The organism is Pseudomonas sp. Irchel s3h14 (genome assembly GCF_900187425.1).
In the GTDB taxonomy this organism is placed as follows: Bacteria; Pseudomonadota; Gammaproteobacteria; order Pseudomonadales; family Pseudomonadaceae; genus Aquipseudomonas.
The window spans coordinates 268,738-281,280 of the sequence record NZ_FYDJ01000005.1 but is presented as its reverse complement, the minus strand read 5'-3'; the positions used below and the strand labels follow the sequence as shown (position 1 = coordinate 281,280).

Below are 12,543 nucleotides of genomic sequence, written 5' to 3'. Positions count from 1 at the left end.
AGATATGACGGTCTGGATAGTGGTGTCAATCCTGTTGGTGGTACTGAGTCCGCTGGCATGGTTGCGGCCGTCGCGCCACCAGAGCGGCCGCATGGCCCTGCGCATGGAGGCGCGACGCATCGGATTGGCGATGCAACTGGCGCCTCAGGACTGGCCGCACTGGCTGAGCAAGGAGCCGCCGAGCCCTTGCGCCCAATACCATCGACCGCGGCGGGGCAATCGGCCGGCGTGTTGGAGTTATTGGCAAAAAGCGCCGGGTGTATGGGTCAACCAGTGGCAGGAGGTTTGCGAGGAACCGGCGTTGCTGATTCATTTCGAAAAGTTGCCAGACAACGTTTACAAGGTCGAAGCAGACAAGCAGATGATCACGTTGTATTGGGGCGAGAAGGGCGAATCGACGGTTTTGCAGGATATTGATGCGGTGCTGAAGGCGCTGGCATAAATCGCGGAAATTTCGCGCCGCAATGGCGCGAAACGTCTGGCAGACAGGCAATAAAAAGCCCGACATCATCACCGGGCTGGAGTTGGCCAGGCAGGCCGGTAATTCGGTGTGGCGCTGATATTACGCTGGGCATTCGCCAAAAGCGTTCATGTTTTTTCCTCAAGGTCCCGCCAGCGTAGCTTGTTAAACAAAGGCTGCAGCGAATTAGGGCGACTTTTCTAACTATTGATCCTATGAATGGACTTACATGCAGCCGCGTGTTGCAGGGCTTCGCGGTACGGAAATGACCGGAAAGTCGCATTTCAACCCGTATTTTGGGCGATTGACAATTGTCGGAAATTCCGTGAAGGTGACGTACCCAAATCAAACGGGCGTATGAATTGAGCGTTTGTATTACAGACCGCTCCTACAGAATCCCGACTATCGCGTTGGCGGGTGTGCCGGGTGGATAGGCGTAGCATGGACGTTAAACGTCCTTGCCGAGCCATTCGCCTGCGTCCGACGTGTACTGTTCAGCTTCCATATCGTGGAGATCAGTTGATGATTTACGAAGGTAAAGCCATCACGGTTAAGGCTCTTGAAAGTGGCATCGTCGAATTGAAATTCGACCTCAAGGGTGAGTCCGTCAACAAGTTCAACCGTCTAACCCTGAACGAACTGCGTCAGGCCGTAGACACCATCAAGGCAGATGCTTCGATCAAGGGTGTGATCGTCAGCAGTGGCAAGGACGTGTTCATCGTCGGCGCCGACATCACCGAGTTTGTCGAAAACTTCAAGCTGCCAGATGCAGAGCTTGTTGCTGGCAACCTGGAAGCCAACAAGATTTTCAGCGATTTCGAAGACCTCAACGTCCCGACTGTCGCCGCGATCAACGGCATCGCCCTGGGTGGCGGTCTGGAAATGTGCCTGGCGGCGGACTACCGCGTCATGTCCACCAAGGCCAAGATCGGTCTGCCGGAAGTCAAGCTGGGCATCTACCCGGGCTTCGGCGGTACCGTGCGCCTGCCGCGCATCATCGGTGCCGACAACGCCATCGAATGGATTGCCGCCGGCAAGGAAAACCGTCCTGAAGACGCGCTGAAAGTCGGCGCAGTCGACGCAGTGGTTGCTCCCGAGAAGCTGCAGGAAGCTGCTCTGGAGCTGATCAAGCGCGCCATCTCCGGCGAGTTCGACTACAAGGCCAAGCGTCAGCCGAAGCTTGAAAAGCTCAAGCTCAACGCCATCGAGCAAATGATGTCGTTCGAAACCGCCAAGGGTTTCGTGGCCGGTCAAGCGGGCCCGAACTACCCGGCACCGGTCGAAGCGATCAAAACTATCCAGAAAGCCGCGAACTTCGGTCGCGACAAGGCGCTGGAAGTCGAAGCCAACGGTTTCGTCAAACTGGCCAAGACCTCTGCCGCGCAGAGCTTGATCGGTCTGTTCCTGAACGATCAGGAACTGAAGAAAAAGGCCAAGGCCTACGACGAAATCGCCAAAGAAGTGAAGCAGGCTGCCGTTTTGGGCGCCGGCATCATGGGTGGCGGTATCGCTTATCAGTCGGCCTCCAAAGGGACGCCGATCCTGATGAAGGACATCAACGAGCACGGCATCGAGCAAGGTCTGGCTGAAGCTGCCAAATTGCTGGTGGGCCGCGTTGATAAAGGTCGCATGACCCCGGCGAAAATGGCCGAAGTACTCAACGGCATTCGCCCGACCCTGTCCTACGGTGATTTCGGTCACGTCGACCTGGTCGTTGAAGCGGTCGTCGAGAACCCTAAGGTCAAGCAAGCCGTTCTGGCTGAAGTCGAAGGTAAGGTCAAAGAGGACACCATCCTCGCGTCCAACACCTCGACCATTTCCATCACCTTGCTGGCCAAAGCCCTCAAGCGTCCGGAAAACTTCGTCGGCATGCACTTCTTCAACCCGGTGCACATGATGCCGTTGGTAGAAGTGATCCGTGGCGAGAAGTCCAGCGAAGTGGCTGTCGCCACCACCGTTGCCTACGCCAAGAAAATGGGCAAGAACCCGATTGTCGTCAACGACTGTCCGGGCTTCCTGGTCAACCGCGTGCTGTTCCCGTACTTCGGCGGTTTCGCCAAGTTGGTCAGCGCCGGTGTGGACTTCGTCCGTATCGACAAGGTCATGGAAAAATTCGGCTGGCCAATGGGCCCGGCGTACCTGATGGACGTAGTCGGCATCGACACCGGCCACCACGGTCGCGACGTGATGGCTGAAGGCTTCCCGGACCGCATGAAAGACGACCGTCGTTCGGCCATCGACGTGCTGTACGAAGCCAAGCGCCTGGGCCAGAAGAACGGCAAGGGCTTCTACGCCTACGAGACCGACAAGCGCGGCAAGCAGAAGAAAGTCGCCGATCCGTCGGTACTGGAAGTGCTCAAGCCGATCGTCTTTGAACAGCTTGAAGTCACTGACGACGACATCATCAACTGGATGATGATCCCGCTGTGCCTGGAAACCGTGCGTTGCCTGGAAGACGGCATTGTCGAAACCGCTGCCGAAGCCGACATGGGTCTGGTCTACGGTATTGGTTTCCCTCCATTCCGTGGCGGTGCGCTGCGCTACATCGATTCGATCGGTGTTGCAGAGTTCGTTGCCCTGGCTGACCAGTACGCTGATTTGGGCGCGCTGTACCACCCGACCGCAAAACTGCGTGCAATGGCCAAAACCGGCCAGCGGTTCTTCGGTTAAGCGCCCCCAACTAGAGTGAGAGTGAATATATGAGCTTGAATCCTAGAGACGTCGTGATTGTCGACTTCGGTCGTACTCCGATGGGCCGCTCCAAGGGCGGCATGCACCGCAACACCCGCGCCGAAGACATGTCGGCGCACCTGATCAGTAAACTGCTGGAACGCAACGTCAAGGTTGATCCGAGCGAAGTCGAAGACGTGATCTGGGGCTGCGTAAACCAGACCCTGGAGCAGGGTTGGAACATCGCCCGCATGGCGTCCCTGATGACTCAGATCCCGCACACCGCTGCCGGCCAGACCGTCAGCCGTCTGTGTGGTTCGTCGATGAGCGCTCTGCACACTGCTGCGCAAGCGATCATGACCGGCAACGGTGACGTGTTCGTGGTTGGCGGCGTCGAGCATATGGGGCACGTGAGCATGATGCACGGTGTCGATCCGAACCCGCACATGTCCCTGTACGCGGCGAAAGCCTCGGGCATGATGGGTTTGACCGCTGAAATGCTGGGTAAAATGCACGGCATCAGTCGCGAACAACAGGACGCTTTCGGCGTGCGCTCCCACCAGCTCGCTCACAAGGCGACCCTGGAAGGCAAGTTCAAAGACGAAATCATCCCGATGCAGGGCTACGACGAGAACGGTTTCCTGAAACTGTTCGACTACGACGAAACCATTCGTCCGGAAACTACCCTGGAAAGCCTGGCGGCTCTGAAGCCAGCGTTCAACCCTAAGGGCGGCACCGTGACAGCCGGTACTTCGTCGCAAATCACCGATGGTGCTTCGTGCATGATCGTGATGTCGGCGCAGCGTGCACAGGACCTGGGCATTCAGCCTATGGCGGTGATTCGTTCGATGGCAGTGGCAGGTGTGGACCCGGCAATCATGGGCTATGGTCCAGTACCGGCCACACAAAAAGCACTGAAACGCGCGGGTCTTGGCATTAACGATATCGACTTCTTCGAGCTCAACGAAGCTTTCGCCGCACAGGCCCTGCCAGTGCTGAAAGATTTGAAAGTACTCGACAAGATGAACGAGAAGGTTAACCTGCACGGCGGTGCGATTGCCCTGGGTCACCCATTTGGTTGCTCCGGTGCGCGTATCTCCGGCACTCTGCTGAACGTGATGAAGCAAAATGGCGGCACCTTCGGGGTAGCTACCATGTGCATTGGTCTCGGCCAAGGCATCTCCACCGTCTTCGAACGCGTTTAAGCGTTTCGTTGAAGGAAGCCGGGGCCAAGTGCCCCGGTTTTTGTTTTTCTGAATTTATTTTTGTTTTTATTTTGAAAAGATTTGAGCGAGGGCCAAACCATGCCGATACAACCTGGGCTCTACCAACATTACAAAGGTCCGCAGTACCGCGTATTCAGTGTTGCGCGGCATTCGGAAACCGAAGAAGAAGTGGTCTTCTACCAAGCCCTGTATGGCGATTACGGCTTTTGGGTGCGTCCCTTGAGCATGTTCCTGGAGTCGGTCGAGGTTGACGGCGAACAGGTGCCACGCTTTGCTTTGGTGCAAGCCGAACCGAGCCTTTTTTCCAAGCCATAAGCTGAGTGCGCGCAATACCCTGCGCTTGACCTCACCTTGTAGCCACTATATATAGCGGTGCCGCGTCAGGCGCCAACCGCCTTTCACTTCTAGAATTCAGGAATTTTCTGATCCATGGGCAAATCGCTGGTCATTGTGGAATCCCCGGCTAAGGCCAAGACCATCAACAAGTATCTGGGTAACCAATACGTGGTGAAGTCGAGTATCGGCCATATCCGAGACCTGCCCACCAGCGGTTCGGCTAGCGCCAGCAAAGAGCCAGCCGCCAAGCGCGGCAAGGCCGCTGCGGGTGAAGGTCCGGTGCTCACGCCAAAAGAGAAGGCGCGCAAGCAGCTGGTCTCGCGCATGGGTGTCGATCCCGATCATGGCTGGAAAGCCAAGTACGAGATCCTCCCGGGCAAGGAAAAGGTCATCGAAGAGCTGCGCCGGCTCGCCAAAGATGCTGACACCATCTATCTCGCAACCGACTTGGATCGCGAGGGGGAAGCCATTGCCTGGCACCTGCGCGAAGCCATCGGTGGTGACGACAGCCGCTACAAGCGCGTGGTGTTCAACGAAATCACCAAGAAGGCGATTCAGGAAGCCTTCTCCAAGCCGGGCGAGCTGGACATCGATCGTGTAAACGCACAACAAGCGCGTCGTTTCCTCGACCGCGTGGTGGGTTACATGGTTTCGCCACTGCTGTGGGCCAAGGTCGCTCGTGGCCTGTCCGCCGGTCGTGTGCAATCGGTTGCCGTGAAGCTGGTCGTCGAGCGTGAGCGTGAAATCCGCGCGTTCAACCCGGAAGAGTACTGGGAAGTTCACGCCGACCTCGGCACCGCCAAGGGCGCAACCGTGCGCTTTGACGTAGCTCGCGAGAAAGGCGAAGCGTTCAAGCCGCTCAACGAAGCTCAGGCCATGGCCGCGCTGGAGAAGCTCAAGGCTTCCAGCTACAGCATCGTCAAGCGTGAAGACAAACCGACCAGCAGCAAGCCGTCGGCACCGTTCATCACCTCCACCCTGCAACAGGCCGCAAGTAACCGCCTGGGCTTCGGTGTGAAGAAAACCATGATGATGGCCCAGCGTCTGTACGAAGCCGGTTACATCACTTACATGCGAACCGACTCCACCAACCTCTCGGCCGATGCCGTGACGATGGCGCGTACTTATATTGAAGGTGAATTCGGCAAGAAATACCTGCCGGAAAACCCGAATGTCTACAGCAGCAAGGAAGGCGCACAAGAGGCTCACGAAGCGATTCGTCCGTCCGATGCCAATACCGAGCCAAGCAAGCTGTCGGGCATGGAGCGTGATGCTGAGCGGCTCTACGAGCTGATCTGGCGCCAGTTCCTCGCTTGCCAGATGCTGCCGGCCCAATACCTGTCGACCACGGTCACCGTCGGTGCCGGTGACTTCGAGTTGCGCGCCAAAGGCCGCATCCTGAAGTTCGACGGTTACACCCGCGTTATGCCGCAAATTGCCAAGCCTGGCGATGACGACGTGCTGCCGGATATGGCTCAGGGCGACGCGATGAAGCTGATCAAGCTTGATCCGACCCAGCACTTCACCAAGCCGCCGGCGCGTTACTCGGAAGCGAGCCTGGTTAAAGAAATGGAAAAACGCGGCATTGGTCGTCCTTCGACCTACGCGGCGATCATTTCGACCATCCAGGACCGCGGCTACGTAGCGCTGCACAACCGTCGTTTCTACTCGGAAAAGATGGGCGACATCGTTACCGAACGTCTGGCCGAGAGCTTCTCCAATCTCATGGACTACGGCTTCACCGCCGGCATGGAAGAGAACCTCGATGACGTGGCCCAGGGTGAACGCGACTGGAAGAACGTACTCGACGAGTTCTACGGCGACTTCAAGAAGAAACTCGAAGTAGCCGAAAGCGCCGAAGGTGGCATGCGCGCCAACCAGCCGGTGATGACTGACATTCCGTGCGTGTTGTGCGGTCGTCCGATGCAGATTCGTACCGCATCGACTGGCGTGTTCCTCGGTTGCTCGGGCTACAGCCTGCCGCCGAAAGAACGCTGCAAGGCCACCGTCAACCTGGTGCCGGGCGACGAAATCGCGGCGGACGACGAGGGTGAATCGGAATCGCTGGTGCTGCGTGGCAAGCACCGCTGCCCGATTTGCAGCACGGCGATGGACGCTTACCTGTTGGATGAGAAGCGCAAGCTGCACATCTGCGGTAACAACCCGGATTGCTCTGGCTACGAAATCGAAGAGGGCACTTATCGCATCAAAGGCTACGAAGGTCCGAGCCTGGAATGCGACAAGTGCGGCAGCGAGATGCAGCTCAAGACCGGCCGTTTCGGCAAGTTCTTCGGTTGCACCAATGCGACGTGCAAGAACACCCGCAAACTGCTGAAAAGCGGTGATGCAGCACCGCCGAAGATGGATCCGGTGAAGATGCCTGAGCTGAAATGCGAAAAGGTCAACGACACCTATATTCTGCGCGACGGTGCTTCCGGCCTGTTCCTGGCGGCCAGTCAATTCCCGAAAAACCGCGAGACGCGTGCTCCGCTGGTCATGGAAATCGTGCCGCACAAGGATGAGATCGATCCGAAGTACCACTTCCTCTGCGAAGCGCCGAAGAAAGATCCGGACGGCCTGCCTGCTGTGATCCGTTACAGCCGTAAAACCAAAGAGCAGTACGTACAGACTGAAGTCGAGGGTAAGCCGACTGGCTGGAAAGCGTACTACGACGGCGGCAAGTGGACGGTTGAAGACAAGCGCCCGGCGAAGACCGCCAAGGCTTAACAGGTGCTGTACTGAAAAGGCCGCATGACAACCCTCGGGTTTTCATGCGGCCTTTTTGTTTTGTGCTTGCGGGAAGCGGAGCTGATCCACGACACTGTCTGACCTGCGTGAAGCAATTATTTCGTTGTGGAGGCTGCCGTCATGGCCCACGAACTCTATACCCGTACCAACCAGAAGATTTACTTCGCCGGCCTGTCGCTGGAAGCGCTCGCCAGAGCCGAAGAGGGGCGGGCGATGAACTCCCTGGCGCTGATTCAAGCCGGGCGCGAGTCAGCCTTGTTTCACCTGTACGGTGCGTTGCTGGGGCTGTGCCATGAAATCGCCGGTTTCTATCGCTTGCCTCAGGCCAATGCGCCTCGGGCCGAGTTGCTGCTGACTCGCGAAGTGCTTGAAGCCATCGCGATTCCGGAAATGGCCGAGATGGTCGAGTTGGCCAATAATTCGGAAACCTGGCTGGCCAAACTGCTTGCGGCCCACGCTGCGCTGTTTCAGCCGCCACGGGCGCCGCACAAGCCTAAGGGTGACGTGACGCAGCCGCTGATCCTGGCCGTTAACCTGGATGAAGAAGCTCCACAAGAGCTGAGCCGGGAAGAGCTGGAGAGCTGGCGTCAGAACCTCAAGGGGCTGGCGATTCGGTTTCGCGAAGGCCTGAACGAGTGCTGAAGGATTGAGCTGAATAATGGATGGCCCGGAGGGTTGTCCGTTCAGGGATGAGAACTGTCGGACCTTTCTCTTTGTAATGGCATCTGGTCAAGATCCCGAGCGAAGCCTGGCCGATGCCTATATAATCCCCGCCTTTCGTGGAGAACAGACCTTTATGCCAACGTCCTTTCTAGAAATTGTCGAGTTACCAGACGGCCGTATTGAGCTGCGCAGGGCTGAGGACGAGGGTTCTCTGGTTACTTTGGATTTCTCCGAGGATGCCAAAGCATTCCTGCAGGGCCAGCACGTGGAAGTCGCCAAGGCGATGTTGAGCGTCGGCGTTCAGATGGCCGGACGTTTGGTTGAAGGCGATTTCAATTCGGACGAGGGGTCTCGGGTTCTTCATTGATCCCGCCTGTCGGTTTTTTGCTGATATCGCTACAGGTTGGCTTCTCTATCCTTGGAGAAGCCCCGCGTTGTTCAACGCGCGCTTTGTTTGTCAGTTAACCCAATCGAATATTCAGGCTTTGTGCGTCCCCGATCCGGGCGGCGCTGATCAACTGTTGCCGTGAAGTTGTGCTCAATGGGTTGAGCCAGCTGACCACTGTGTGGCTGCGGCCCAGGCGCAAGGCCTCGCAGGTCAACTGCTGAGCGCTCTGAGTGCCGCGCGGTTGCAGCAGCAGGATGCGTTCGCGGTTAAGGCCGGCGTCCCGCAACCAGGCCTGGGTCAGGCTGGCGGGTGGAGCGATCAGCGTCAGCCAGCGCGCGTCCTGGTCCTGACTCAGTTCCCTGAGAATCGGCGCAAGAAGGTTCAGGCAGTTCCCGGCTGCACCACGCAGCGACAGCTCACTAAAGACTTCGGGCTCGGCGCTCCAGGGGGACTCGACCACGTCTTTCAGGATCGGCGCCAATGGCTGCACCATGAAAGCCTCGAACAACGGCAGTTGGGCTTGCTGTGATGTGTGTGGGAACTGCATAAAGCCTCCTTTAGCGGCGAATGACGCCGACACTCAAGCCTTCGATCACCAGTTCCTGATCTTTCAGGTTTACTTCGATAGGGGCGAATTCAGGGTTTTCGGCAATCAACCAGACCTTGCTGCCATCGCGCTTGAAGCGCTTGACGGTCACTTCGTCGCCGATCCGCGCTACTACGATCTGGCCGTTGCGGGCTTCGCGGGTGGTGTGCACTGCCAGCAGGTCACCGTCGAAAATACCCACATCCTTCATGCTCATGCCATGGACCCGCAGTAGATAGTCGGCGCGAGGATGGAAGAATGACGGGTTGATATTGCAGGACTCTTCGATGTGCTGCTGGGCGAGGATCGGAGCACCGGCAGCCACTCGGCCAATGATCGGCAGGGTGGATTCGTCGGCCTTGGCTTCGAAGCCGGGAATGCGAATGCCACGGGAAGCACCGGGCGTCATCTCGATCGCGCCCTTGCGGGCCAGCGCCTTGAGGTGTTCTTCCGCCGCATTGGGCGACTTGAAACCCAGTTCCTGAGCGATTTCCGCGCGGGTGGGCGGGTAGCCGTTGTCTTCGAGGCAGCGTTTGATGAAGGCCAGAATCTCTGCTTGGCGTGGCGTCAGCTTTAGCATATTGATCGCTCTGTCTTTTTATACAGTGACTGGGATTATATACAGTGAAACTGTCTTGGCAATGCCCCTTTTTTTGCCGGCCGCCAGACGGTCGATAAGCCTGCTGATTCACGCTTGCGAGTTGTATGGTTAAATAGATGACTGACCATTCCCAAAACGAACCGTCAGGCTTGACAAGGCCTGGGCTGAAACGTATGTTTCAAACAAGTGTTTGTCAGGCGGAGTAGCCATGGCCCAGTCGGAAACCGTTGAACGCATTCTTGATGCTGCCGAGCAATTGTTCGCGGAAAAAGGTTTTGCTGAAACCTCATTGCGTCTGATCACCAGCAAGGCTGGTGTCAATCTGGCGGCGGTGAACTATCACTTCGGTTCGAAGAAGGCGCTGATCCAGGCAGTTTTCTCGCGCTTTCTTGGGCCGTTCTGCTTAAGCCTTGATAAAGAGCTGGAGCGGCGTCAGGCCAAGCCGGAAAACAAACCGACGCTCGAAGAGCTGCTGGAAATCCTCGTCGAGCAAGCCCTGGTGGTGCAACCACGCAGCGGCAACGACCTGTCGATTTTCATGCGTTTGCTGGGTCTGGCTTTCAGTCAGAGCCAAGGGCACTTGCGACGTTATCTGGAAGACATGTACGGCAAGGTGTTCCGCCGCTACATGATGTTGGTCAACGAAGCTGCACCGCGTATTCCGCCGATTGAGCTGTTCTGGCGTGTGCACTTCATGCTCGGCGCCGCCGCGTTCAGCATGTCCGGTATCAAGGCTCTGCGCGCAATTGCCGAGACCGACTTCGGCGTCAACACCTCCATTGAGCAAGTCATGCGTCTGATGGTGCCGTTCCTGGCAGCGGGCATGCGCGCCGAAACCGGCGTGACCGATACGGCCATGGCCACTGCGCAGTTGCGTCCGCGCAGCAAATCAACCCCGGTTGCCGCCAAGGTTTAACCGCGCACGGGTGGGCGCGGCAGCTGACATCCGCTAAGCTAGCCGCCCATGCCGACTCTCGTTCTGAACCCGCTCCCCATTTGTATCGCCGACCTGCCGGGCATTGCCCATGGCGGCGATTACGTGCGAGCCGGGTTTATCGTTATCAAGGAATCTCTATGACTGCTGGCCTGCAAGGCTCGTTGATGGTGGACGTCGCCGGTACCTGGCTGACGGCTGAAGATCGCCAATTGTTGCGCCAACCCGAAGTGGGCGGCCTGATCATTTTCGCCCGCAATATCGAACACCCCCGCCAGGTGCGCGAGTTGAGCGCGTCAATCCGCGCCATTCGCCCCGATCTGCTGCTGGCAGTCGACCAGGAGGGCGGCCGGGTTCAGCGTTTGCGTCAGGGCTTCGTGCGACTGCCAGCCATGCGCGCCATCGCTGACAACCCGAATGCCGAGTACCTCGCCGAACAGTGCGGCTGGATCATGGCGACTGAAGTGCTGGCCGTCGGCCTCGATCTGAGTTTCGCTCCGGTGCTGGACCTCGACTTCCAGCGCAGCGCCGTGGTCGGCACCCGTTCATTTGAAGGTGATCCCGAGCGTGCAGCGTTGCTGGCGGGAGCCTTTATTCGCGGCATGAACAGCGCCGGCATGGCCGCCACCGGCAAGCACTTTCCCGGTCACGGCTGGGCCGAGGCCGATTCCCACGTTGCGATCCCTGTTGATGAGCGCAGCCTCGACGAAATCCGCGCCAATGACTTGGTGCCGTTCACCCGACTGAGCAAGCAATTGGCTGCGGTCATGCCGGCCCACGTTATCTATCCGCAAGTCGATGCCCAACCCGCCGGCTTCTCCCGTCGCTGGTTGCAGGACATCCTGCGTGGCGAGCTGCAATTCGACGGCGTGATCTTCAGCGATGACCTGTCCATGGCCGGCGCCCACGTGGTCGGCGATGCTGCCAGCCGTATCGAAGCGGCGCTGACTGCCGGTTGCGACATGGGCCTGGTGTGCAACGATCGCGCGGCCGCTGAATTGGCCCTGAGCGCCGCCCAGCGTCTGAAGGTCAAGCCGTCCGAGCGCATCGCGCGGATGCGCGGCCAGTCGTACGCCAGCACTGAATACCGTCAAGACCCGCGCTGGCTGGCAGCCGTGGGCGCGCTCAAAGAAGCTCAACTGATTGATTGAGGACTTTTCGTTATGGCGGTTTACGCGATTATCGGTGGAACCGGCCTGACTCAACTCGAAGGCCTGAGCATTCGTCAGTCGCTGGCGGTGGACACGCCGTACGGCGCGCCTTCGGCTGAAGTGCAGATCGGCGAGTACGCCGGCAAGGAAGTGCTGTTTCTTGCGCGCCACGGTCATCCTCACCGTTTTCCGCCGCATCAGGTGAACTACCGCGCCAACCTCTGGGCGCTGAAACAGGCTGGTGCCGAAGCGATTCTCGCGGTCAACGCCGTGGGTGGGATTCATTCCGCGATGGGGACCGGGCATTTCTGCGTGCCGCATCAGCTGATCGACTACACCAGCGGGCGCGAACACACCTATTTCGCCGATGATCTGCAGCAGGTCACACACATCGACTTCAGCTACCCGTACAGCGAGCCACTGCGTCAGCAGTTGATCGCGGCACTGGCGGCCGAAGGTGTTGGCTACAGCAGTCATGGCGTGTATGCCTGCACTCAAGGGCCGCGACTGGAAACCGTCGCTGAAATCGCCAGACTGGAGCGCGACGGATGCGACATCGTCGGCATGACCGGAATGCCGGAAGCGGCATTGGCTCGTGAGCTGGAACTGGATTACGCCTGTCTGGCGCTGGTAGTAAACCCGGCAGCGGGCAAGTCGACGGCAGTGATCACCATGGCCGAGATCGAGAAAGCGTTGCATGACGGGATGGGCAAGGTGAAGTCGACGTTGGCTCGGGTGCTTAAAGGCTGAGTCTTGATACCTGCGAACTACAATCACTTT

12 protein-coding genes are annotated in these 12,543 nt (G+C 58.3%); 10 read left to right on the top strand and 2 right to left on the bottom strand.

Annotated elements, in window-relative coordinates:
* Positions 1–4: 4 nt before the first annotated feature.
* The 7 genes from CKW16_RS12940 to CKW16_RS12910 all read left to right on the top strand — a co-directional run bounded on the left by CKW16_RS12940 (position 5) and on the right by CKW16_RS12910 (position 8,470).
* Entirely contained in the window at positions 5–442 is a 438-nt protein-coding gene (locus CKW16_RS12940; RefSeq protein WP_095128753.1) for a hypothetical protein, read from the top strand.
* A 540-nt stretch (positions 443–982) separates the two neighbouring features.
* Positions 983–3,130: a fatty acid oxidation complex subunit alpha FadB gene (gene fadB / locus CKW16_RS12935; RefSeq protein WP_095128752.1), complete on the top strand. Its 2,148-nt coding sequence runs from the start codon at positions 983–985 to the stop codon at positions 3,128–3,130.
* A gap of 29 nt (positions 3,131–3,159) precedes the next feature.
* On the top strand, positions 3,160–4,335 hold the full coding sequence (gene fadA, locus CKW16_RS12930; RefSeq protein ID WP_076030378.1) for an acetyl-CoA C-acyltransferase FadA: 1,176 nt from the start codon (positions 3,160–3,162) through the stop codon (positions 4,333–4,335).
* A gap of 99 nt (positions 4,336–4,434) precedes the next feature.
* Entirely contained in the window at positions 4,435–4,671 is a 237-nt protein-coding gene (locus tag CKW16_RS12925; protein ID WP_007953059.1) for a DUF1653 domain-containing protein, read from the top strand.
* Between the two features lie 114 nt (positions 4,672–4,785).
* The gene (topA, locus tag CKW16_RS12920) at positions 4,786–7,419 is read left to right on the top strand and encodes a type I DNA topoisomerase (protein ID WP_095128751.1); all 2,634 of its coding nucleotides are present in this window, start codon (positions 4,786–4,788) and stop codon (positions 7,417–7,419) included.
* A 141-nt stretch (positions 7,420–7,560) separates the two neighbouring features.
* A complete protein-coding gene (locus CKW16_RS12915) occupies positions 7,561–8,082 on the top strand; it encodes a DUF6586 family protein (protein ID WP_095128750.1) in 522 nt (173 codons plus the stop codon).
* A gap of 154 nt (positions 8,083–8,236) precedes the next feature.
* On the top strand, positions 8,237–8,470 hold the full coding sequence (locus tag CKW16_RS12910; protein ID WP_095128835.1) for a hypothetical protein: 234 nt from the start codon (positions 8,237–8,239) through the stop codon (positions 8,468–8,470).
* A gap of 94 nt (positions 8,471–8,564) precedes the next feature.
* Here the strand turns inward: CKW16_RS12910 and sulA are convergent, their stop codons facing one another.
* Together sulA and lexA are read right to left on the bottom strand one after the other, a co-directional pair.
* On the bottom strand, positions 8,565–9,038 hold the full coding sequence (gene sulA / locus CKW16_RS12905) for an SOS-induced cell division inhibitor SulA (protein ID WP_008151409.1): 474 nt from the start codon (positions 9,036–9,038) through the stop codon (positions 8,565–8,567).
* Positions 9,039–9,048: 10 nt separating this feature from the next.
* Complete coding sequence (gene lexA, locus CKW16_RS12900; protein WP_007933171.1) at positions 9,049–9,657, bottom strand: transcriptional repressor LexA; 609 nt, start codon at positions 9,655–9,657, stop codon at positions 9,049–9,051.
* 229 nt (positions 9,658–9,886) lie between these two features.
* Here lexA and CKW16_RS12895 point away from each other — a divergent pair, with 229 nt between their 5' ends.
* The 3 genes from CKW16_RS12895 (at position 9,887) to CKW16_RS12885 (ending at position 12,513) form a co-directional block, all read left to right on the top strand.
* Positions 9,887–10,594 (top strand): TetR/AcrR family transcriptional regulator, encoded by a 708-nt coding sequence (locus tag CKW16_RS12895; RefSeq protein ID WP_007933170.1) that lies wholly within the window; start codon positions 9,887–9,889, stop codon positions 10,592–10,594.
* Between the two features lie 158 nt (positions 10,595–10,752).
* Positions 10,753–11,763 (top strand): beta-N-acetylhexosaminidase, encoded by a 1,011-nt coding sequence (nagZ, locus tag CKW16_RS12890; protein WP_095128749.1) that lies wholly within the window; start codon positions 10,753–10,755, stop codon positions 11,761–11,763.
* 12 nt (positions 11,764–11,775) lie between these two features.
* A complete protein-coding gene (locus CKW16_RS12885; RefSeq protein ID WP_095128748.1) occupies positions 11,776–12,513 on the top strand; it encodes an S-methyl-5'-thioinosine phosphorylase in 738 nt (245 codons plus the stop codon).
* The last annotated feature ends 30 nt before the right edge of the window (positions 12,514–12,543 follow it).